Source organism: Vibrio litoralis DSM 17657 (genome assembly GCF_000426765.1).
GTDB classification, from domain to species: Bacteria; Pseudomonadota; Gammaproteobacteria; order Enterobacterales; family Vibrionaceae; genus Vibrio; species Vibrio litoralis.
Genome location: NZ_AUFZ01000018.1, coordinates 90082 through 113589 on the forward strand (window position 1 = coordinate 90082; position 23508 = coordinate 113589).

The 23508-nt window shown below is 42.7% G+C and carries 18 protein-coding genes; 16 read left to right on the plus strand and 2 right to left on the minus strand.

Annotated features, from left to right (window positions below; translation table 11 throughout):
• The first annotated feature begins 8 nt into the window (after nt 1-8).
• From K358_RS0107635 to K358_RS0107650, 4 genes are all read left to right on the plus strand, one after another.
• Nucleotides 9-383, plus strand: a complete 375-nt coding sequence (locus tag K358_RS0107635; protein ID WP_244875238.1) for a DUF1499 domain-containing protein — start codon at nt 9-11, stop codon at nt 381-383.
• Nucleotides 384-441: 58 nt separating this feature from the next.
• Nucleotides 442-1137, plus strand: a complete 696-nt coding sequence (gene mtnN, locus K358_RS0107640; RefSeq protein ID WP_027696270.1) for a 5'-methylthioadenosine/S-adenosylhomocysteine nucleosidase — start codon at nt 442-444, stop codon at nt 1135-1137.
• Nucleotides 1138-1216: 79 nt separating this feature from the next.
• On the plus strand, nt 1217-2059 hold the full coding sequence (locus K358_RS0107645) for a helical backbone metal receptor (protein ID WP_038149988.1): 843 nt from the start codon (nt 1217-1219) through the stop codon (nt 2057-2059).
• A 73-nt stretch (nt 2060-2132) separates the two neighbouring features.
• Nucleotides 2133-2753, plus strand: coding sequence for a TRIC cation channel family protein (locus K358_RS0107650; protein WP_027696272.1), 621 nt, complete (start codon nt 2133-2135; stop codon nt 2751-2753).
• Between the two features lie 88 nt (nt 2754-2841).
• Here K358_RS0107650 and tyrS read toward each other — a convergent pair whose 3' ends face one another.
• Complete coding sequence (gene tyrS, locus K358_RS0107655; RefSeq protein ID WP_027696273.1) at nt 2842-4029, minus strand: tyrosine--tRNA ligase; 1188 nt, start codon at nt 4027-4029, stop codon at nt 2842-2844.
• 139 nt (nt 4030-4168) lie between these two features.
• On the opposite strand from tyrS, the gene shyC reads away from it, so the two are divergent.
• Nucleotides 4169-5458 carry a peptidoglycan DD-endopeptidase ShyC gene (shyC, locus tag K358_RS0107660; protein ID WP_027696274.1) on the plus strand — a complete coding sequence of 430 codons (1290 nt, stop codon included), beginning with the start codon at nt 4169-4171 and terminating at the stop codon, nt 5456-5458.
• 123 nt (nt 5459-5581) lie between these two features.
• On the opposite strand, the gene erpA is transcribed toward shyC, so the two are convergent.
• Nucleotides 5582-5923, minus strand: coding sequence for an iron-sulfur cluster insertion protein ErpA (erpA, locus tag K358_RS0107665; protein ID WP_027696275.1), 342 nt, complete (start codon nt 5921-5923; stop codon nt 5582-5584).
• A gap of 372 nt (nt 5924-6295) precedes the next feature.
• Between erpA and hemL the strand changes: the two genes are divergently transcribed.
• From hemL to K358_RS0107730, 11 genes are all read left to right on the plus strand, one after another.
• Nucleotides 6296-7588, plus strand: a complete 1293-nt coding sequence (hemL, locus tag K358_RS0107670) for a glutamate-1-semialdehyde 2,1-aminomutase (protein ID WP_027696276.1) — start codon at nt 6296-6298, stop codon at nt 7586-7588.
• Between the two features lie 317 nt (nt 7589-7905).
• Nucleotides 7906-8991 (plus strand): AI-2E family transporter, encoded by a 1086-nt coding sequence (locus tag K358_RS0107680; protein ID WP_027696277.1) that lies wholly within the window; start codon nt 7906-7908, stop codon nt 8989-8991.
• A 171-nt stretch (nt 8992-9162) separates the two neighbouring features.
• Complete coding sequence (gene rsmC / locus K358_RS0107685; protein WP_027696278.1) at nt 9163-10185, plus strand: 16S rRNA (guanine(1207)-N(2))-methyltransferase RsmC; 1023 nt, start codon at nt 9163-9165, stop codon at nt 10183-10185.
• 288 nt (nt 10186-10473) lie between these two features.
• A complete protein-coding gene (locus tag K358_RS0107690) occupies nt 10474-13857 on the plus strand; it encodes a hybrid sensor histidine kinase/response regulator (RefSeq protein WP_027696279.1) in 3384 nt (1127 codons plus the stop codon).
• Nucleotides 13858-14648: 791 nt separating this feature from the next.
• Nucleotides 14649-16331: an ABC transporter substrate-binding protein gene (locus K358_RS0107700; RefSeq protein WP_027696280.1), complete on the plus strand. Its 1683-nt coding sequence runs from the start codon at nt 14649-14651 to the stop codon at nt 16329-16331.
• A 173-nt stretch (nt 16332-16504) separates the two neighbouring features.
• Complete coding sequence (locus K358_RS0107705; RefSeq protein WP_027696281.1) at nt 16505-17491, plus strand: ABC transporter permease; 987 nt, start codon at nt 16505-16507, stop codon at nt 17489-17491.
• 2 nt (nt 17492-17493) lie between these two features.
• Nucleotides 17494-18519 carry an ABC transporter permease gene (locus tag K358_RS0107710; protein ID WP_027696282.1) on the plus strand — a complete coding sequence of 342 codons (1026 nt, stop codon included), beginning with the start codon at nt 17494-17496 and terminating at the stop codon, nt 18517-18519.
• Between the two features lies 1 nt (nt 18520).
• Nucleotides 18521-19519 (plus strand): ABC transporter ATP-binding protein, encoded by a 999-nt coding sequence (locus tag K358_RS0107715; protein WP_038149989.1) that lies wholly within the window; start codon nt 18521-18523, stop codon nt 19517-19519.
• Between the two features lie 210 nt (nt 19520-19729).
• Nucleotides 19730-20731 carry an ABC transporter ATP-binding protein gene (locus K358_RS0107720; RefSeq protein ID WP_038149990.1) on the plus strand — a complete coding sequence of 334 codons (1002 nt, stop codon included), beginning with the start codon at nt 19730-19732 and terminating at the stop codon, nt 20729-20731.
• A 120-nt stretch (nt 20732-20851) separates the two neighbouring features.
• Entirely contained in the window at nt 20852-22615 is a 1764-nt protein-coding gene (locus K358_RS0107725) for a glycoside hydrolase family 9 protein (RefSeq protein ID WP_027696285.1), read from the plus strand.
• Nucleotides 22608-23507 carry a glucosamine kinase nucleotide-binding domain-containing protein gene (locus K358_RS0107730; protein ID WP_027696286.1) on the plus strand — a complete coding sequence of 300 codons (900 nt, stop codon included), beginning with the start codon at nt 22608-22610 and terminating at the stop codon, nt 23505-23507. The genes K358_RS0107725 and K358_RS0107730 overlap by 8 nt, the downstream gene beginning before the upstream one ends.
• The last annotated feature ends 1 nt before the right edge of the window (nt 23508 follow it).

Consider the following 23508-nt stretch of genomic DNA (forward strand, 5'->3'; position numbering starts at 1 on the left):
GTTATGCTATGAAAGATAATAATCCCGATTTACTATGCAGCTCGAAACCTAACTGTGTTTCCACTCAAGAGCTAAGAAGTGATTATCAAGTTGCCCCATTTGAACTCATTTCAGAAGCGACAACTATCGATGAAATAGAGCAAGTGGCACTGACCTTAAAGAGAACCAAAACCGTCAACAAAACCGATGTTCGCTTACATTTAGAATCCACCAGCCTGATTTTCCGGTTTGTTGATGACCTTCATATTGTCAAACAAGGCTCACTGCTTCAGGTTCGCTCAAAATCTCGGGTGGGTTACTCTGATTTTGGCGTCAACAAAAGCCGTGTCGAAGCATTACGTCAGAAATTAATTGCCGCTAATTTACTTAAACCAAGCCTCTAAAATTAAAGCGGTTATGCTACAATCGCGCCATCTTCGACCCATATAGAGTATACAGATTATGAAAGTTGGCATTATTGGCGCAATGGAACAAGAAGTTGCGATACTAAAAGAAGCACTAATTGGCTGTGAAACAACCACCAAAGGCGGTTGCACTTTTTATACTGGCACCATTAATAATGTGACAATCATCCTTCTGCAATCTGGTATTGGTAAAGTTTCAGCCAGTATCGGTACCACTCTATTAATTGAATGCTTCCAACCTGATGTCATCATTAATACCGGTTCTGCTGGCGGTTTTGATTCAAGTTTAAACCTAGGTGATGTGGTTATCTCAACAGAAGTTCGCCACCATGATGCCGATGTCACTGCATTTGGTTATGAAATCGGTCAAATGGCCGGTCAACCAGCAGCTTTCGCGGCGGATCCAACCTTAATTGATATCGTAGAAAAAGCACTTCAAAGCATGAAAGATACTCACGCAGTACGCGGTTTAATTTGTACCGGTGATGCCTTTGTTTGTACGCCAGAAAAACAAGCATTTATTCGTCAGCATTTCCCAAATGTGATTGCAGTAGAAATGGAAGCATCAGCCATTGCGCAAACTTGCCATCAGTTCCGCAAACCGTTCGTAGTCGTGCGTGCCATTTCTGATGTGGCAGATAAAGAGTCGCCAATGAGCTTTGATGAGTTTCTACCGCTTGCAGCCAAACGTTCATCAGAAATGGTGATCAATATGCTTACTCAAATGCAATAAATGACAAACGGATACCCAAGTGATTTATTTTCAAATACTTGGGTATCAATATAGATCAAGGATGAGGTAACCATAAAACATGTACGCTCGTACAGTTACATCGCTGATTTTACTGGCGCTATTTTTATCCTCGAAACTCTTGGCGGCCTCTCTTTCCCCCCACGTAGCACAACGCGTGATAACTCTATCCCCACATGCCACTGAGCTCGCTTTTTCTGCTGGACTTGGCGATAAACTGATTGGAGTAAGCCAGGCAAGCGACTACCCACCAGAAGCCAAAAATATCGAGCAAGTAGCTAATTATCAAGGCATCAAATTAGAGCGTATTTTAGCGCTACGACCCGATCTCGTGATCGCATGGAAAAAGAATGCAAACTCTCGTGAGCTCGAACAATTAGAAAAATTTGGTATTTCCATCTACTACTCATCGATTGAGAGCTTAGATGATATTCCCAGAAACCTAAGACAACTCAGCCTATGGGCTGAAGACACATCATTAGGGAAAAATAATGCAGCTAAGTTTGAAGCAGTGTTAACTCAACTACGCTCTCAATATCGAAACCAAGCCAAGGTTCGCTATTTTTATCAACTCAGCCAAAAGCCGATGATGTCTGTCACTAACCCCAATTGGCCGACTGATATTTTTAAGATCTGTGGCGGAGAGAATGTACTAACCAATACCCGTGTTGCTTATCCACAAATTAGCATCGAACAAGTTATCGCCTTAAAACCTGAGGTAATTTTTAATTCTCACCTTGCCACTAGCGATAACACTACATGGCAAAACTGGCCGCAGATACCGGCAATTAAACATGGTTTTATCTGGTCGGTTAACCCAGATTGGCTATCACGCCCAACCATGCGTAGCTTAAAAGCAATAAAACAAGTGTGTGGTTACTTTGATAAAGCTCGCGCAAAATAACCATTTGGCGTGAACGGTTTTTACCAGTAGAATCTGCGCCAACTTTAACCACCCCGAACGAAGACCATACCTCATGGATATCAGCCTACTGTATTTGTTTGATTTATTCGGCACTGCCATCTTTGCCATTTCAGGTGTACTGCTTGCGGCTCGATTAAAAATGGATCCCTTTGGTATGGTAGTACTCGCCAGTGTGACGGCCATCGGTGGCGGTTCCATTCGCGATATGATGTTAGGCGCAACGCCAGTATTTTGGATCATCGATAATAATTACTTATGGGTGATTTTTATAACCTGCCTAGCAACGCTATTACTGGTGAGGCAACCTAAGCAGCTGCCTTGGTATATTCTGCCAGTTTGTGATGCCATTGGCTTAGCGGTGTTTGTCGGCATTGGTGTAGAAAAAACACTGCTATTACAAGATTCAATGATGATCGCGGTGATCATGGGGGTGCTAACGGGTTGTGGCGGCGGTATTATTCGCGATATTCTCGCCCGTGAAATCCCAATGGTACTGAGAAGTGAGATCTATGCGACCGCGTGCATTGCTGGCGGGATCATCCATACTGCTGCTTTATATTTTGGCCTACCTTCTCAACTTGCATTTTTACTAGGGGTAACCACAACATTAAGCATTCGCTTAGCGGCTATACGTTGGCACTTATCTCTGCCAGCTTTATCAATGAAAAGCTAATCACCCTTCTCCAAAAAACGTAGATACAAAACGTAGAGACAAAAAAGGGAGCACATTGGCCCCCTTTTGATTGATATGACAAGCGATGTTACTTGATAGTAATACGTGCAAACTTGCGTTTACCGACTTGGTATACCGCAGTACCGTCTTCTGGTACTAACTTAGTATCTTCAATTTTCGCACCATCCATTTTGGCTGCGCCTTGACGAATCATACGCATGGCATCTGATGTTGAGCCAACTAAACCGGCTTCTTTTAATACGTTACCAATTGCCATACCTGATTCAAATTCAAACTCTGGCATTTCATCTGGCATCGCACCTTTTTGGAAACGGTTAATGAACTCTTGCTCTGCCGCGTCTGCATCGGCTTCACTATGGAAACGTGCAATGATTTCTTTGGCTAATAAAATCTTCACGTCACGTGGGTTTTTACCTGCTTCCACATCCGCTTTAAATTGCGCAATTTCTTCTAATGGACGGAAAGAAAGAAGCTCGTAGTAGCTCCACATTAACACATCAGAAATAGACATGATCTTACCGAACATTTCAGTCGGAGATTCACTCACACCAATGTAGTTGTGGGCAGATTTAGACATTTTCTTCTCACCGTCCAATCCAACCAACAAAGGCATCATCAATACTACTTGTGGCTTCTGGCCATGGGATTTTTGTAGCTCACGCCCCATCAGTAAGTTAAACTTTTGGTCAGTACCGCCAAGTTCAATATCGGTTTCCATCGCCACAGAATCATAACCTTGCAGTAAAGGATACATAAATTCATGAATCGCAATAGGCTGATTACTTGCGTAACGCTTTTTAAAGTCATCACGTTCAAGCATGCGTGCTACGGTTTGATTCGCCGCTAAACGGAGCATACCTTCTGCACCAAGTTCCGATAACCACTCAGAGTTAAACTGAATTTTGGTCTTCGCAGGATCTAGGATCTTAAACACTTGTTGCTTGTAAGTTTCAGCGTTGGCGAGAACATCTTCACGAGTCAATGGTGGACGAGTGGTGTTTTTACCCGTTGGATCACCAACCATACCAGTGAAATCACCGATCAAAAACGTTACTTCGTGACCCAGCTCTTGAAAGGCTCGTAACTTATTTAAAATAACGGTGTGACCTAAATGGATATCTGGCGCAGTAGGATCGGCACCCAATTTAATTCTTAGTGGGCGGCCTTCTTTTAATTTAGCAATCAGTTCTTCTTCTGGAATTAGCTCTTCTACACCACGCTTAATTTCAGCCAGTGCCGCTTCAATGCTCGACATTTAGGTTTACTCCAACAATTCTGTAAAAATACGTATCAGAACATAATACGCAATAGCGCTGTTTTTGGAAACCAGTTAGACTGACTCATCTTATTTTTCCGAGCAATTAATTGCCTTAATAACAGAATTTTTTTTAATAATGCGCGCATTCATTAGCCAACTACCTATTTTTCATAAAGTACTGATCGGGTTTATCAGTGCTTTAACCGTTATCGTGACGTTTTCCTTACCTGATATGGAAGAGTTAACCCAACATGAACCTCGCTTAAAAGTCGGCAAACATTACCCACTGGTTATTCCTGAAGACACCTTTATTCAGCAAAGCCCACCAAAAGTATTTACAGACTGGGAAACTTACACAGTAAAATCGGGTGAAAGCACTTCATTATTGTTCAACCGTATTGGTTTATCGGCACAACTACTTTACCAATTAGTGTCTTCTAGTGAAGAAATTGAGAAGCAACTCTCACGCCTACGCCCTGGCGATAAACTGATTTTTGGATTTAATGAAGATCATGAATTTACTCAGTTAATCCGACCAATCTCGTCTTACGAGTCTTTCCGTATCTCAAAAACTAAAGATGGCTTTCGCTCGCATATTGAGAAAAAAGAAATCAACAAACATTTCAACCATGCCGAAGCGACCATTACTTCTAATTTCTGGAATGCCGCAGTGACATCCGGCTTAACGGCAAACCAAATAATGTCATTAGCTGGTATCTTTGGTTGGGATATCGATTTTGCACTGGATATTCGCTCCGGTGATAATTTTAAAGTGTTATTTGAAGAGCAGTTTGTCGAAGGCAAAAATATTGGTGGCGGAAAGATTCTGGCGGCAGTGTTTACCAACCAAGGCACAACATTTGAAGCCGTTCTCAATCCAGAAGATGGCAACTATTACGGCCCTGATGGTCGAGCAATGAAAAAAGCCTTTCTGCGTTCGCCGATTGACTTTCGTCGCGTAACCTCCAATTTCAACCCAACTCGTCGCCACCCAGTAACAGGTAAAGTGGTCGCGCACCGAGGCACCGATTATGCAGCACCTGTAGGGACACCGATTTGGGCTGCTGGTGATGGTATCGTTCAAAAGGCTGGCTATAACCAATTTAACGGTAACTACGTATTCATTCGCCATAGTAGTATCTATATCACGAAGTACTTGCACATGAAAAAGCGTTTAGTTAAAACAGGTCAACGAGTTAAACAAGGCGATACCATAGGGACATTGGGAGGAACAGGACGAGTAACCGGACCTCACTTGCATTATGAATTTCTGGTCCATGGCATACATAAAAACCCAAGAACAGTGGATTTACCTCAATCTAGGTCTCTAACTGGTGATAAGAAAACCCGCTTTGTTAAATTTGCTAAGCAACAACTTGATAAGTTAAACCAGTATGATCATCGTTTAATTGCTCAAGATAAATAATCAAAGTTGCTACCCCCAACTGACAGGGTATGTCATTAAATAAAAAATGCCCAGTTGATAATTAAATCAACTGGGCATTTTACTTGGAATTATTTATAACTTTCTTAAGTTTAGGTTTTGTAATTAAACGCTAAATGATGCACCACAACCGCAAGTTGTCGTTGCATTTGGGTTGTTCACAAAGAAGCGAGAACCTTCAAGGCCTTCGGTATAGTCCACCACACCACCAATTAGATACTGTAAGCTCATAGGGTCCACCACCAGTGTCACACCTTGCTTAACAATAGTCATATCGCCGTCATTTACCTTCTCATCAAAAGTAAAACCGTATTGGAAACCACTACAACCACCGCCAGTAATATACACGCGCAATTTTAGTTCTGGATTTTCTTCTTCAGAAATCAGCATTTTAACGCGAGACGCAGCAGTGTCAGAAAAAGATAATGGTAATTGCTCATCGCTCATGACGACCTCTCTCATTAGCGTTGTTACCAAGTTATCTACTTGGCACGACGATTTGGGTAGAACACACTTCATCATTGAAATGAATTTCAGATAGCTTGATTATCTAATACCTGACCTTATCGTTCAAGTATTCATCGTGAGTTAATCACAATTAAACTTTACCCAAGTAACTTAACAGAAACAGGATTGGCTTTTTTCTACTGAAAACTAGACCTTTTCTCCGAAAACCCCAACCATAGCCAAAAACCTCAGCGAAAAAAGTGCAAAACTCGTCAGCTTAGATACAATGCGACTGAAATTATCTCATCTGCTCGAGCTCTGACTTTTCAGCCGATAGAGCAGCAAAGAAATAGCATTATTAAAGGATAGAGCATGAGTAAGTCTGCTGAACTATACCAAAAAGCCCAACAAACCATTCCAGGTGGCGTTAACTCTCCAGTAAGAGCCTTTAACGGTGTGGGTGGTGAACCCCTATTTATTGAACGCGCTGATGGCGCATTAATTTTTGATGCCGATGGCAAAGCTTACATTGACTACGTGGGTTCTTGGGGTCCGATGATCCTGGGCCATAATAATTCAGCGATTCGCAATGCCGTCATTAAAGCTGCTGAACGCGGTCTAAGCTTTGGCGCTCCAACCAAAACTGAAATCAAAATGGCCGAGTTAGTTTCAGAGATGGTGCCATCAATGGAACAACTTCGCATGGTAAGCTCTGGTACTGAAGCAACCATGAGCGCCATTCGTTTAGCGCGAGGCTTTACTGGTCGCGATAAAATCCTAAAATTTGAAGGTTGTTATCACGGTCATGCGGATAGCTTATTAGTAAAAGCAGGTTCTGGCGCATTAACTCTAGGTCAACCTAGCTCTCCAGGCGTTCCTGTTGATTTTGCTAAGCACACCTTAACCGCAACCTTTAATGATTTAGACTCGGTACGCGCTTTATTTGAAGCCAATTCTGAGCAAATCGCTTGTATCATTGTTGAGCCAGTTGCCGGCAACATGAACTGCATTCCACCGGTTGAAGGCTTTTTGGAAGGTCTACGTGAAATTTGTGACGAGCACAAAGCACTACTGATTTTTGATGAAGTCATGACGGGTTTCCGTGTCGCTCAAGGTGGCGCACAAGATTACTACGATATTAAGCCTGACTTAACGACCCTTGGAAAAATCATTGGTGGCGGAATGCCTGTCGGTGCTTTCGGTGGTCGTAAAGATGTCATGCAATATATCGCACCAACCGGCCCGGTTTATCAAGCAGGTACGCTATCAGGTAACCCAATCGCTATGGCGGCAGGTCTAGCTTGCCTGAAAGAGCTGCAAGGTGAAGAGAATGAAGCTCGTCTTGCGAAGCGAACCAAACAGTTAACCAAAGGCTTAAAGAAAGCGGCTGAAAAGCATGGTATTCCGTTTACCGTTAACCGCGTTGGCGGCATGTTTGGTTTCTTCTTTACCGAACAAAAACACATTACCTGCTACGAAGATGTGACCAAGTGTGATACTGAGCGCTTTAAGCGTTTCTTCCACCTGATGCTAGAGCACGGTATTTACCTTGCACCTTCAGCATTTGAAGCAAGCTTTATGTCGCTGGCTCACTCATCACGTGAAATTGAAGCGACCATTGAAGCCGCTGAACGTTGCTTTGCTGTGATGGCTGAAGATAAGTAATCTCGCATCTCAGAAATAGATGAATGAAAAGCGTTAGAGTTGCTTTAGCGCTTTTTTGTTTACTAGCGACTCATTAATGCCAATTAAGTACCACTAAAATAGCCAATACTGAAATCAATAACGCAAACCATGGAATAGGCTTTTTCGATTTACTCTTACAGCCATTTTTATTATCACAGCACCCCATCGTTTTACTCCTGTCTGTTTGATCAAAGCTATAACTAAAAATCTTAGATTGATCACTCGATCAATTGTCGCCATTATAAGAACTAAAAGTAACACTACTCCTGATGACTACCATTACGCAAGGAAGATCCATGCCGACTAAATTTAGAATGACAGCCACACATTGGGTGCTGATCATTGCCCTACTTTGCGCAGCTTATGCCTGCTACTTATTGATCACGCCTTATCTAAACTCGATCATCATGGCATTTATTATTTCTTTGTTAGTATTCCCATTGCACAATAAATTAAATTCACGCTGGCCAAATCACCGTAATAGCACCGCTTTTCTTTCCTGTTTATTGCTGACCTTTGTGATCGTGCTTCCTTTACTCGCCATTTTCGCATCGATCGTTCAGCAAGGAGCCAGCTTATCGCAAACCGTTTATGCTTGGGCGACCCATGGAGGCATTCAAGAAGCACTGGCTCAACCTTATGTGGTGAAAGGTCTAAGTATCATTAATCACTATCTGCCTTTTGATAATATCGACCCTCAACAATTAGCTCAGCGTGCCGCGAAATTTGTCTCTCAATTTGGCTCGGTACTCGTCTCTGTCAGCGCGGGGATACTGGGTGATGCCACTAACTTCATTATGAACTTCTTCTTAATGCTGTTTGTACTGTTTTTCTTATTACGCGATCAAGGAAAACTGGTTGATAATATTCGACATATTCTTCCGTTATCACGCAGCCAAGAAGATCGTCTATTATGCGAAATTGAACAAGTTTCAAAATCTGCCGTACTTGGCTCTTTCTTAACCGCGATTGCGCAAGGGTTTGTAGGTGGTTTGGCATTCTGGATTGTTGGTCTACCCGGTCTATTTTTAGGCACCATGATCGGGGCAGCCTCTTTCATTCCGGTAGTCGGAACTGCATTAGTTTGGGTACCCGCTTCAGCTTATCTATTTTTCACCGGAGAGATCACTTGGGCGATTTTCATTGTGGTATGGGGAATTGCCGTAATTGGTTCCATCGATAACCTATTGCGCCCATTATTAATGCAAGGTAGTGCAGGAATGGATACCTTAATGATCTTCTTTGCCCTACTAGGCGGCATTCAGCTATTTGGCTTGATCGGTCTAATCTATGGCCCACTCATTTTTGCGATAACCATGGTGCTATTTAAAATGTATGAAGAAGAATTCAAGCACTTCCTCAATATGCAAGATAACAGCTAAATAATGCCGTAGATAAATAACGAAAACTGTTTAGATTGGTATCCAAGCCTGATTATGAGAAAATCAGGCTTGTTTTATTACTAGGCTACAATCAACTTGCCTCGCCTAAAATGCTTTTATATCGAACGAAATTTAACCACCAAAGTTCAACAGACCCTAGGTAGAATATTCATGTCCTCGTACACTGCGCCAAGTCAAATTGCACAACGTCAGCTAGAATACTTTCACGGTAAACATGTTTTAATTGCCGGTGAAGCAGAAGATTTATTCTGCCTCGAGCTGGCCAACCACTGTGAGTCAGTATCCATTTTTACCACTCACTATGGCTACCACAAACAATTTGAACAACATTCGCATATTCAATCCTATTTTGGCGCCCAGCTAGAACAAGACACGAAAGCGGATATGTTGCTGCTATATTGGCCAAAAGCCAAAGCTGAAGCTGAATATTTACTGGCAATGTTAATGGACAAACTTGGCGTCGATACCGAAATCTGTGTAGTCGGTGAAAACCGCTCAGGTGTGAAAAGTATCGAAAAGATGTTTAACCAATATGGCATCATCAAAAAGTATGACTCTGCCAGACGTTGTTCATTTTATTGGGGACAATGCCAAACTCCGGCGAAGCCTTTCACTCTATCTGAATGGTACAAGAGCTACCCGATTACCATAGGCCAAGATACCTTAACCATTAAAAGTTTACCGGGTGTATTTAGCCACGGTGAATTTGATAAAGGTAGTGAACTACTACTAGCAACCTTACCTAAATTAAAAGGTCGAGTACTCGATTTTGGTTGTGGTGCGGGCGTAATCGGCAGTGTTATGGCGACTCGTAACCCAAACATCTCACTGGAAATGTGCGACATCAGCGCGCTTGCGATTGAATCGAGTAAGGCAACCTTACAAGCTAACGGCTTAAAAGGAACGGTATTTGCCTCAGATATCTATTCCGATATCACAGGAAAGTATGACTACTTAATTAGCAACCCACCTTTCCATTCAGGACTGGATACCAATTATTCTGCAGCAGAAAACTTGCTTTCCCAAGCACCGAACTACTTATCTCATGCAGGTAAAATGATCATAGTGGCCAATAACTTCCTGAAATACCCTCCGATTATTCAAAAGGCTTTTGGCGAGTGCGTCACACTGGATAAAAATACCAAATTCTCAATATACTCCGCCCAGAAATAACCTCACACCTCAATTGACTCTAATAGCGTGATATTTGAACTCTCAAGTATCGCGCTTTCTACCATCTCAACCTACCCCACTAATTTTGACAATTTATTGGCATTCATAGCGGTCGATCACCTTTTTTACTGTCGAAAATCAAGTTTGCTTAACTATTCGCGCATAAAATAGTAAAAAGGCATATTATCTACAATGTGTCTTCTTTATTAGACCTCAGCTAAACTAAGCTCAAGTAACTTCAGTCAGCTTTTTTAAGTTATTCACCTAGAACAGGCAAGCAGTATCATCATGTTTAAGTCCAATAAGACCCATAAATTTCAACGACTTCAACACACTTTAATGGTGGCCTTTCTGGTTTTAAGCCTGACCCCTCTCACGATTATTGGTCTGTTTTTCCTGCATTCCCACACCCAAGACTTACAAGAACAAAGCACCTCATATCTGGTCTCAGTTCGCGACACGAAAAAACAACAAATTAACGATTATTTAAAATCTAAAGAATCCGAAGTGATGGGCATGGTGCGCTCAGAGTTAGCTTACGCAAGCGGCGGACGCTTTTATGGCCTGATAAGTGCATTTAACAAATTAGGCGACACATCAGAGCAAGCTCGCACAAATGCGCAACAACGTTATATTCCTGGCTCTGGCGATCAAATAAAAACCTCTGTACTGCCAGAATCGTCTAACTATGCCAGCACTGAGCGCTATCGATTGCTACATAAGCGTTATCATTGGGCTTATGTGGATATTCTAAAACGCTCCGATTTCACTGATATTTTATTAGTTGATTTAAGTGGCAACGTTGCTTATTCGGTAAGTAAAAATGATGAATTCGGCACTAACTTACTCACGGGTAAATATAAAGATTCGCCTTTAGGGCAGACTTTTCAACAACTCATCACCACGGTTAAAGAGTCACGTAAAAATAACGAAGACTACACCCCTATCATTTTGTCTGACTTTTCCAATCAAAATGGCGAGCAGGTTCTGTGGATTGGCGCGCCGATTATTCAACAAGGCTACCTACATAGCTATGCGATGTTTAAATTGCCAAGTACCGCCCTAACCAGCACCGTGGCTGACAATAATAAAGATGTGACCAAGTTATTGGTTGGCACCGACCAGCAAGCCAAGATCCAAGGGATCACCTCCGAACAAATTGATGCCAGTAATGAGGTGATAACAAAAGCGTTAGCCGGACAAACAGCGGTAGGCTCTTTTACCAACACTCTCGATGAAAAAATTATCGCCGCTTACACTCCAATCAGTATTCAAGGCAAAACCTGGGCTTTAGTGATTGAATTACCAGAAAAGGATGCCTACTCGCGCGTTCAAAAATTAGAGCATATATTTTACGTTGTGATGCTGATTGGTATTCTCGTGGTATTTATCTGTTCTCACTACCTGTCGAACTTTATCACCCGACCTTTGCTTAAGTTAACTTGGGTAGCAGAAAGGGTTTCCGCCGGTGATTTATCGCAAGACATAATCAATATTGATCGTAAAGATGAGATTGGCCGACTCGCCACCAGCTTTGCTCGTATGCAGCGTTCAATCAAAGACAAAATAGAATTAATTGGTGACCAAAACGCCAAGCTAGAAGACAATATCAACATCATCCGCCAGCAAAATGATGAGTTACACCTAGCCAATAAATTAAAAGATGAGTTTTTGGCCACCACCTCACATGAATTGAGAACCCCTCTACATGGCATGGTAGGAATTGCAGAAGCATTAAACTCAGGCGCCAACGGCCCAATCCCTGCCAATCAAAAGCATCAACTTTCAATTATCATTAATAGTGGCCAGCGCTTAGCCACTCTGGTCGATGATTTATTGGATTATCATAAAATGCGTTATGGCAATCTCGATATTCAAACCACCATCGTAGATTTAGCAGCCACCACTCAACTAGTATTAGAGCTATCTAAGCACCTATTGGGTAGCAAACCGATTCGTATTATTAATCAAACGCCACAAGATCTTCCTTTAGTATTAGCGGATGCTCAGCGCTTAGAGCAAGTACTGTATAATCTGGTCGGTAATGCTATCAAGTATACCTCCGAAGGTAAGATCATAATCTCAACCACCATACTAGAACAAAAAGTCCGTATTCAAGTCGTCGATACTGGGCAAGGGATCCCAGCAGACCAACTCGAACATATTTTTGAGCCATTGATTCAAGCAGGACAAGATGCAAGCCGCTACCGCCAAGGTGCAGGCCTTGGGTTGTCAATTAGCCGTCAATTGATTGAGCTTATGGGGGGAACTTTGTATGTCAGCAGTCAGCCAATGGTGGGGACAACCTTCAGTTTTTCTCTGCCAATCGCAAACCAGCAGCAGATAGCCGATTACCAACAAGATGATTTGCAAAATCACTTTCAAGCGCCTGATATACATAACTTTGTTAATATTGATGATTCATCATTACCACAAAATCCAGACGGGCCGCTATTAGTCGTTGCCGATGATGAACCGGTCAATCTGCAGATTTTAGATAGTTTCTTGCGTTTAGAAGGCTATCGCGTTCGTACTGCGAGCGATGGAGTGAGTGCCGTACAATTGATTAAAGAAGAAAAGCCTGAATTGGTGCTGCTCGATATTATGATGCCGGGCATGAGTGGTTATGACGCTTGCCAAGAAATTCGCAAACAATATGATCATGGCCAACTCCCCGTCATCTTATTAACCGCATTAAGCCAAACCAATGACAGGATCAAAGGTTTCGATTGTGGGGCAAACGACTACCTAACCAAGTCTTTTAACAAGCAAGAGTTGGCGGCTCGTATTCGTGCGCATTTAACCGCCAGCAAAGCAGAAATTCGCCGACTTGAAAATGCCCAATTACAGCAAGAATTACGAATTCGTGAACAAGTAGAAGCCAGCTTACTGGAAACTCAAGGTCGCTTACTAGAACAACTAGAATCAGCACCAGAAGCGATTATTTGCGTTCGAGATGATGGTCGAATCCGCTTTGCCAATGATTCAGCGGCCAAATTATTTAGACGAACACCTGAGCAACTTAAGCGTTCTCAAGCCGATGAAATTATTGCACCGAAATACCTCAAGACAGCTCAAGAGCATTTCTGTGGTGAAATAGATATTTTCATTGAGGATAAACGAGAGCATATCCAGACAGATATTTTAACCTTGCCAGAAGGCTCTGGTTTGAAATACATCTACATATTTAACGTTGGCGGTGGTGTGAATGCTCAACGCATTGATAACCTAGAAACGGCAATTGAAGCCCTTTCAAGCTACGCCTTCGAAGGTGATAAAAACAAACTTCAGCAATTAAAAGAACTCGGTGGTGAATTCACACGTTTAGCGGATAAGGTGTCACATAAGAGTGAAGATAAACAGCAGGTAATGCGTGAAATACTCGTCGAGACTATGAATAGCGCACTCGATTATTGGGAGTCCGACACTGGTCAAACTAAGTTTAATTTAGCGGAAAAAAGTGGCCTATGGCGCGTATACCTTGACCGTAGTACTTTGCAAACTCGAACGTTAGATAAGTACCTAAGAATCGAAACCTTACCTAAAACGCCTCGCTGGCGCACCGTACTGAATACCATTGACTATATCTTACAGCATACGTCAACAGAAACGTCTCAGCGACAACATTTATTGGCTTGTCGAGAGCAACTACAAACGCTTATCACCACTTAACGTGAGAAGCGAATACCTAATCCGTTATCACAATCAAAGCCAGCATCACCGTGCTGGCTTTTGTTTTACTATATCCTTCAACCTCATTTCATTCCAATAACTCTAAATAGGCGACGTTGGTATGGCTCAGAAGCAATCTAGCCCGCTTATCTGTGGGCTGATATTTAGCGACTAGGGAACCATTAACACTCAATAATACTGGCTCACATACTTATTTTTCCTTTAAAAAAAACAGCATTATAAGACAGCTTAACCGTTGCTTATTTCAACGAAATGTCGATTTTAAAGTTATTATTTCTATTTTATTACAGGTAATGCGAAGCCACTCACAACAAATCGGCAATATTATTTTTCTAACAAAAACAAAGGAGATACTCGAGCTGTGATCATCATCAATAAATAATAAAAGCAAATAAAGACGATATATAATAAAGCCACACATAAATAGTAAGCACTTACACCAAAAAAAACTAAATCTAAAAAAGTGATATTAATCACACCCAACATTCGCTCAAACATTAACCATTAAACATGGATTTTTACGATTTTAACGAGAAACGCCACCCTTTTAACGTTTTTAACGGGAATAGAAATTGACGATTTCAACGCTAAGGTGTTTTCTTGTATTGCCAAAGGCCTACAGGCCACTCTGAAATGTCACATAGGGTGTAACAGAACATCACACTCATATAGGAAGTGACATTAATGAGGTAGGTCTTAAGCGAGTGTTTATCAATTGATGACATTCCTTTTAATTAAGCTAATTACAAAAGCAAAAGTAAGGAACAGCTATGCTTACCAATATCAAAAAAACAGCCATTGCAGCAGCAGTACTCTCTGTCGCAGCAACAGGTTTTACTTCGGTAGCCACTGCGGCAGAACGCAGCGAGCTAACGGTAGTACCAAACTTCTACCCTACATTTGTTCGTAACTTTAACCCGTACTTGGGTGCAACGAACCTACATACAACCACAGATTTTGTTTACGAGCCTTTAGTTGTATTTAATGAAATGCACGGTAACACGCCTGTTATGCGTCTTGCTAAAGACTTCAAAATGTCTGATGACCTAATGACTGTCACTTTCGATATTCGTGAAGGCGTAAAATGGTCTGATGGTGAAAAATTCAGTGCTAACGATGTGGTTTATTCTTTCAACTTAGTAAAAGAATACCCAGCACTAGACCAATCAGGTATCAACAAATGGGTAAAAAGTGTTGAGAAAAAAGGTGACTACCAAGTTGTCTTCCACTTAACAGAAGCAAACTCAAACGTACCTTACGAAATCTCTAAAGTACCGGTTGTAGCTGAACACGTATGGAAAGACGTAAAAGATCCAACAAGCTTCACCAACGAAAACCCAGTAGGTACTGGTCCATTTACGGTTATTGATACCTTTACACCACAGCTTTACATCCAATGTCGTAACCCTAATTACTGGGATGCAGACAACCTAGAAGTTGACTGTTTACGTGTTCCTCAAATTGCCAACAATGACCAATTACTTGGCAAGATTGTTAACTCAGAACTAGATTGGACCTCTTCATTCGTACCAGATATCGATAAAACTTACGCATCAGTAAGCCCTAATCACCACTACTGGTACCCGCCATCAGGCACACAAGCATTTATGATTAACTTTGCAGAAAAAGATCCTGCGAAGAAAGAAGCACTGACTAACGTTGACTTCCGTCGTGCATTCTCTATGGCGCTTGATCGTCAAACTATCATCGATATCGCTTTCTACGGTGGCGGTACTCCAAATGATTTCGCTTCAGGTCTAGGTTATGCATTTGAAGCTTGGTCTGATGAGAAAGTTCACAACGAATATAAGAAGTACAACACTTATAACGTTGAAGGCGCTAAAGCATTATTGAAGAAAGCTGGTTTCGTAGATAAAGATGGTGATGGATTTGTCGATACTCCATCTGGTAAGTCTTTCGAGCTACTGATTCAATCACCAAATGGTTGGACTGACTTTAACAACACAGTACAACTTGCGGTTGAGCAACTACAAGATGTTGGTATCAAAGCCAAAGCTCGTACGCCTGAATTTGCGGTTTATAACCAAGCAATGCTAGAAGGTAATTACGATGTGGCTTACACCAACTATTTCCACGGTGCGGATCCATACACTTACTGGAACTCTGCTTACAACTCAGCACTACAAAGCGGTGACGGTATGCCACGTTTTGCTATGCACTTCTTCAAGAATGCAGAGCTAGACAACTTACTAAACAGCTTCTATAAAACAGCGGATAAAGATGAGCAAATCAACATCGCTCATAAAATCCAGAAAATCATTGCTGAAAACCAAGTGACCGTACCGGTGCAGTCTGGCGCATACATGTTCCAGTACAACACTAAACGATTCACAGGTTGGTGGAATGAGAAAAACCCGAAAGGTCGTCCAAACATTTGGGCTGGTATTCCAGAGCGTCTACTACAAGTACTAGACCTAAAACCTGTTAAGTAGCATGTAAAAACCTTGCGGTGCACTCATTGAAACTGCTAGCAGTGCACCGCTTTTAAACTCCCTTCTTGATACGAAAATGTATGGCGCTCGGCGTCAGGGGATTTCTTTGTCTGAAATAGACTGCCTGAAACCAGAGTCAGGCCAAAAAATCTGGGAAAGTTAAGGTGTAAGTTATGGGATTTTTCTTAAAACGTTTAGGATTTTATTTTATCGCGCTAGTCGTGGCTGCCACGATTAATTTTGCGATTCCACGCGCCATGCCAGGCGATCCAGTGACCATGATGTTTGCGCATGCCACTGTTCAAGTCACGCCAGAACGTATCGCTGCAATGAAAGAGCTTTTAGGCTTTGTTGATGGCGGTATTATCGCGCAATATTTTGCCTACATAAAAAACATTTTAAGCTGGAATTTAGGTACCTCTATACAGTTTTATCCTCTGTCTGTTGAAAAGCTACTTGGTGGTGCATTTGGTTGGTCACTATTTCTAGCGGGTACTGCGGTTATCTTCTCATTCTCGATCGGTTCGATTCTGGGTATTTTTGCTGCATGGAAACGTGGTAGTAAATACGATGCCTTTATTTCACCGGGAATGTTAGTCATCCAAGCCGTTCCACAAGTGGTGATTGCGATGCTGGCGATGTTCGTCTTTGCGGTTGGTTTACGTTGGTTCCCGACGGGTTATGCTTATACCGCAGGGAATATTCCTGACTGGACAAGCTGGGTATTTATTAAAGACGTACTTTGGCATGCCGTTCTACCTCTATTCTGTGCCTCGGTAGTACAGATTGGCGGCTTCCTGATTAACATGCGTAACAACATGATCAACCTTCTTAATGAAGATTACATCACCATGGCGAAAGGCAAGGGCCTTAGCGAAAACCGTGTGGTCTTTAATTACGCAGCTCGTAACGCCATGCTACCAAGTGTCACCGCGCTTTCTATGTCACTCGGCATGGCAATCGGTGGTCAGCTTATCGTAGAAATCATCTTTAACTACCCTGGCCTTGGTTCAGTACTATTTAACGCTATCAATGCGCGTGATTACCAAGTTCTTCAAGGGCAACTTCTTATCATGACCCTATTCATGCTGTTCTTTAACTTACTCGCAGACATGCTGTATGTCGTACTTGACCCTCGCCTACGTAAGGGAGGCAAATAATCATGAAAGCTCTCATTAAATTACTTTCAGGTAACTCAAAAGCCATGTTTGGTGTGTTGATCCTAACGGTTTTCATCTTAATGGCCCTATTTGCTCCATTAATTACTAAACATGAACCAGACCGTCGTACCGGTAATCCACACGAATACCCAAGCTTGGTCACCCACATGGCAAAACAAAGCCCTGATGGGTGGGTAGCACAAAATCTCGCCAACGATCGCCGTACAATGATCATGTCGAAAAAAGAGGACCATACTCTAGGGACAACTCGCATGGGCCGTGATGTTTGGTCTCAAGTTGTATATGGAGCGCGTGTATCTCTAGGTGTGGGCTTTGGCGCAGGCTTAGTTGTGTGCTTCCTGGCAACCATTATCGGGGTTTCAGCTGGTTACTTTGGTGGCAAAGTTGATGACATATTAACCGCTGCCATGAATATCATGTTGGTGATTCCACAATACCCACTGCTGTTCGTTCTGGCAGCCTTTATCGGTGAAGCAGGCCCGCTAACAATCGCACTGATTATCGGTTGTACTTCCTGGGCTTGGGGCGCAAGGGTTATTCGTTCTCAAACCTTGGCGCTACGTGAAAAAGAGTTTGTAAAAGCGGCTGAAGTATTAGGTGAATCTTCATTCCGAATCATTTTTGTGGAAATTCTACCAAACTTAATTTCCATTGTCGGTGCCAGCTTCATCGGTTCCGTAATGTACGCCATCATGATGGAAGCGACTATTTCATTCTTAGGTCTTGGCGATCCAAGCACCATCAGCTGGGGCATCATGCTTTATAACGTACAAACCTCTTCAGCCATTCTCGTCGGCGCTTGGTGGGAATTAATTGTCCCATGTTTAGCTTTGACATCACTTGCTGTTGGTTTAGCAATGCTTAACTTCGCGGTTGATGAAGTAGCTAACCCACAACTTCGTTCACACAAAGGAATGAAGCGTTGGAAGAAAATTGCAGAACAAGACCAAAAAGCACGTGAACCTGAGTTGCCACCACAAAATGCAGTTTGGAGCGGAGATAAATAATATGACAATAACTAATAAACAAGAACCGCTGATTTCGATTCGCAATTTATGTGTTGACTACATCACTGATGCTGGCGATGTCCGTGCGGTAAATAACGTAAGCTTTGATATCGCACCAGGTGAAGTCTTTGGCCTAGCAGGAGAATCGGGCTGTGGTAAATCCACCGTTGCTTTCTCTCTAATGCGCCTACATAAGCCGCCAGCATTTATTACCGGTGGTGAAGTTATCTTCAACGGTGAGAACATTTTAAAGTACAGCGAGCAACGCATTCAGAGCTTTCGTTGGAGTGAAATGTCGATGGTATTTCAAAGTGCCATGAATGCATTAAACCCTGTATTACCAATGGAAGAGCAATTTTGCGATGTGATCATGCGTCATACCAATATGACTCGTGAGCAAGCACGCAAACGCGCCGAAGGCTTATTAGAAATTGTCGATATTCACCCAGATCGTTTAGGTGACTACCCTCACCAATTCTCTGGCGGTATGCGTCAACGACTGGTGATTGCGATTGCGCTCGCTCTCAACCCTAAAATGATCATCATGGATGAACCGACAACTGCACTAGATGTGGTGGTTCAGCGCGAGATCTTACAAAAAATCTATGCGTTAAAAGAAGAGTTTGGTTTCTCTATTTTGTTCATTACCCATGACTTATCACTGATGGTTGAGTTTTCTGATCGCATTGGGATTATGTATTCAGGTGAGTTGATTGAAGTTGCGCCTTCTAAGCAAATTTTAGAATCGCCTTATCATCCGTACACCAAAGGGTTGGGTTCATCTTTCCCACCACTTACTGGTCCTAAAACGAAGCTAACTGGTATTCCTGGGAATCCTCTCAACCTTCTAGAAATTCCTGAAGGTTGTCGTTTCCAAGCGCGTTGTGAGCGTGTTCATGATACTTGTCGTCATGTTCCTACTCAATTGCGTCAAATAGAGCCAGGTCGATTATCAAACTGCCATTTATATGGTGAGCCGATTGTTCAGGCAAAAGTTTAATTAAACGAGATAGTTATCGAATATACCCAAAGTAATTGGAGTTGCAGTGAGGCGACAAGTGAATGAAGCCCCATGAGCATAGCTTGCCTATGTGATTGGGGTGAATGAATGCAGTCAACAAAGCTGCTGCTTCAAGTACGACGGGTATACATCGTTTAGTCGTCACTAACGGCCAGTAAAACAAGAATTAGCGAGAAGCTGGAGACAATTATGAGCTCATCAGATAAATACGGAAAATTACTCATTGAAGGGAAGAACTTAGTTAAAGACTTCCCGATCACCAGTAATTCATTAAAACAACCTATGATGCGCGCTATTAATGACGTGTCATTTAAAATGTACAAAAGTCGCGGCCTTGCCGTGGTTGGCGAATCCGGTTCGGGTAAATCCACCACCGCCAAAATGATCGCCAAAATGTATGCCCCAACGGCTGGTACAATTGAATATAAAGGGCGCGATATTCTCGATATCACTAAACGCCAAGATCTTATGCGTTACCGTGAAGGCGTACAAATGGTATGGCAAGATCCATTTGGCTCATTAAACCCGACTCACAATATCTTTCACCATATTGCGCGACCACTGATCATTCATAACAAAGTGAAAAGCAGCAATAAGAAAGAGTTGCAAGAAAGAGTCTACGAACTGCTAGAGCAAGTCGGTCTTAACCCGCCAAAAGAAACCGCGGCAAAATTCCCCCACCAACTTTCAGGTGGTCAACGTCAACGAGTTAACTTAGCGCGTAATATCGCGGTGGGTGCCGAAGTCGTGTTAGCCGATGAGCCAACGTCTATGCTCGATGTTTCTATCCGCGCAGGGGTACTTAATCTGATGGAAGAAATGAAATTTGATAAGCAAATGTCACTTCTTTACATCACCCATGATATCGCCACCGCTCGTTATATTGCCGAAGATCTGTCAGTGATGTATGTCGGCCACATGGTCGAATGGGGAGATACCGATGAAATTATTCACGATCCTCAGCACCCTTATACTCAACTGCTAGTTTCTGCAGTTCCAGATCCTAAAAAATCGATTCATGAAAAACTAAAAGGCAATAAAGGGGATATTCCTCTTTGGACACCAGATTCCCTTGGCTGTCCATTTGCCGGACGCTGTCTACATGCGACCGACAAATGTCGCGAGAAAATGCCTGGCGTCACTCAGTTAGCAGAAAACCACTTTGTTCGCTGTTACCTATTTGAGGATTAATCCTCGATTTACCCGCATACCAATCTGACCTCTTTACTCAGGTTGGTATGCCAACAAACTATTTGAACGTTGTCTATGCCTTTACAATTCGGGGCTATAGGCAGGAGGCTTGAAGCAGATATGCAAATTCTCACTAACCATATTGGTTACTCATGCTTTAGCAGCAAAAATGCGGTAGTACTTGCCTCAGATTTTAATACAGTAACCAACAGACAAGATCGCCCTCTCATTGCTCAATTAATCAATATAGATACTCAGCAAGTAGAGGAAGAATTTCCAGTTACTTTTGTGGGGAAAGTTGATCGTTGGCATCATGGCGATTTTGCTCAGATCGACTTTTCTCGCTTTTCTAAAGCTGGCCGCTACTGCTTTTCTATTAGGTCTATTCAATCTCACAGCTTTGAGATCAAAAATGATCTTTTAATGCAGCGTACTTTTTCGGATCTCCTTCACTACTTTAAATCTCAGCGCTGCGGTGGAAAGTTTGATAAGCAAGATCGCAACGCGCCAATATTGAGCTCAGATCAATCAACACAGCAAACCGTCGATGTACATGGCGGTTGGTATGACGCCTCTGGCGATGTCAGCAAATACTTAAGCCACCTTTCTTATGCTAATTATTTAAACCCACAGCAAATTCCAATGGTAGTGTGGAATATGCTGAAAGGGTTAAATCTTGCAAAAAATCACGGTGACTTTGCAAAATTTTCCCAAGTTCGTTTAATCGAAGAAGCACTATTTGGCGCTGACTTTTTAGTACGCATGCAAAGCCCACAAGGCTTCTTCTATATGACCGTATTTGATAAGTGGAGTAAAGATACTGCTCAACGTGAAATTTGCGCTTATGAAACGCAAGAAGGTCATAAAGGCAGTGATTACCAAGCGGGATTTCGTCAAGGTGGCGGCATCGCGATTGCAGCCTTAGCGGCGGCTTCTCAATTAGAAGAAAGCGGTGAATACAGCCAACAAACCTACCTAGATTGTGCGCTCAAAGGTTATCAACATTTGATTGAGCACAATACCCAATACCTCAACGATGGCGTTGAAAACATTATTGATGAATATTGTGCCCTGCTGGCCAGTGTTGAGCTATATCGTAGTACTCAAGATGCATTTTATTTATCGGAAGCACGTCGCTGGTCGCAAGCATTAATGTTGCGTCAAACCTCTGATGAGAACTTCGAGCACTTTTGGTCTGCTAACCAAGATGGCTCAAGACCTTACTTTCATTCTGCAGAAGCCGGATTACCAACCATTGCTCTCACTGAATACTTAGCGATTGAAAGCGATCAAGCACTGCGTCAAACCACTTTATCGGTAATTGAAAATGCGGTGCGCTTTGAACTCACTATTAGCCAGCAAGTTGCCAATCCATTTGGTTACCCTCGCCAATATGTAAAAGCGGTTGATAGTGACAAACGTGACGCCTTTTTTATTGCTCATAACAATGAGTCTGGCTATTGGTGGCAAGGCGAAAATGCACGACTTGGCTCACTTTCGGCGATGGCTAATATAGTGTCGCCTTATCTGCAAGATCCGCAATTGAAAAACCAATTACAAGGCTACGCTCAATCGGCGCTCGATTGGATTTTAGGCTTGAACCCATATGACATGTGCATGCTTGATGGACATGGCCACAATAACCCGGACTACCTACCAGAACTCGGTTTCTTTAATGCCAAAGGCGGCGTATGCAATGGTATTACAGCAGGTTTTGATGATGAATCCGATATCGCATTCAATCCTGAACCACAAAAAGATGACATGCTGCAAAACTGGCGTTGGGGTGAACAATGGATCCCGCATGGCGCGTGGTACTTATTGGCGATCATCGCGCAGCAATATGCGGTAACAGAGTCAACAATGGAGGCCAACCATGCGTGATTTATTGGTTGGCATCGATGGCGGCGGCACCTCATGTCGCGCACGAATTCGTGATAGCCACGGGGTATTACTCGGTGAAGGAAAAAGCGGTAGCGCCAATATCTTGTTAGGTGTTGAAGTTGCCATGGCTTCCATCATTGAAGCGATCAATAAGGCCGCTCAACAAGCTGGTTTATCCCAACAAGACTTTTCTCGCATGCATCTAGGGCTCGCTCTAGCGGCAGCTGAACAAGAAAGTGCCTGGCAGCAATTTATGTCGCTGCCACATCCTTTTGCTAGCGTAGTACTCAATACCGATGCTTATGGCGCTTGCTTAGGAGCGCATCAAGGACAAGATGGCGCGATCATGATTGCCGGCACCGGATCTTGCGGTATTTTATTAGCTCAAGGAAAACAACATGTGGTCGGTGGCCGTGAATTTCCTATCTCTGATTTAGGGGGCGGCGCGATTATGGGACTTAGGCTAATTCAACACAGCCTACTGGTTCAAGATGGCATCTACCCTGCTAGCCCTATCACAGACGTTGTTATGAGCCATTTTGATCATGATATTGATGCCATCGTCACTTGGTCTAAAAGCGCTCGCCCATGTGATTACGGCCAATTCTCACCGCAAATTTTTGCCAGTGCTAATCAAGGTGATGAATTTGCCGCAAGCTTGCTCACTCAGACTGCGCAAGATATTGAAATGTACCTCAACGCACTAGTAAACAAGGGCGCAAAACAGATTGCCTTAATGGGAGGCATTGCTGAACGAATTCAACCTTGGCTTTCATCCGCAATCACAGAGTATTTGGTGCCAGCGAAAAGCGATGCAATGGAAGGCGCTCTAATGATGGCTCGCCAACCCAAACACAATTTATTTAATCCGCTAAATAGCGACCTTAGTTGAT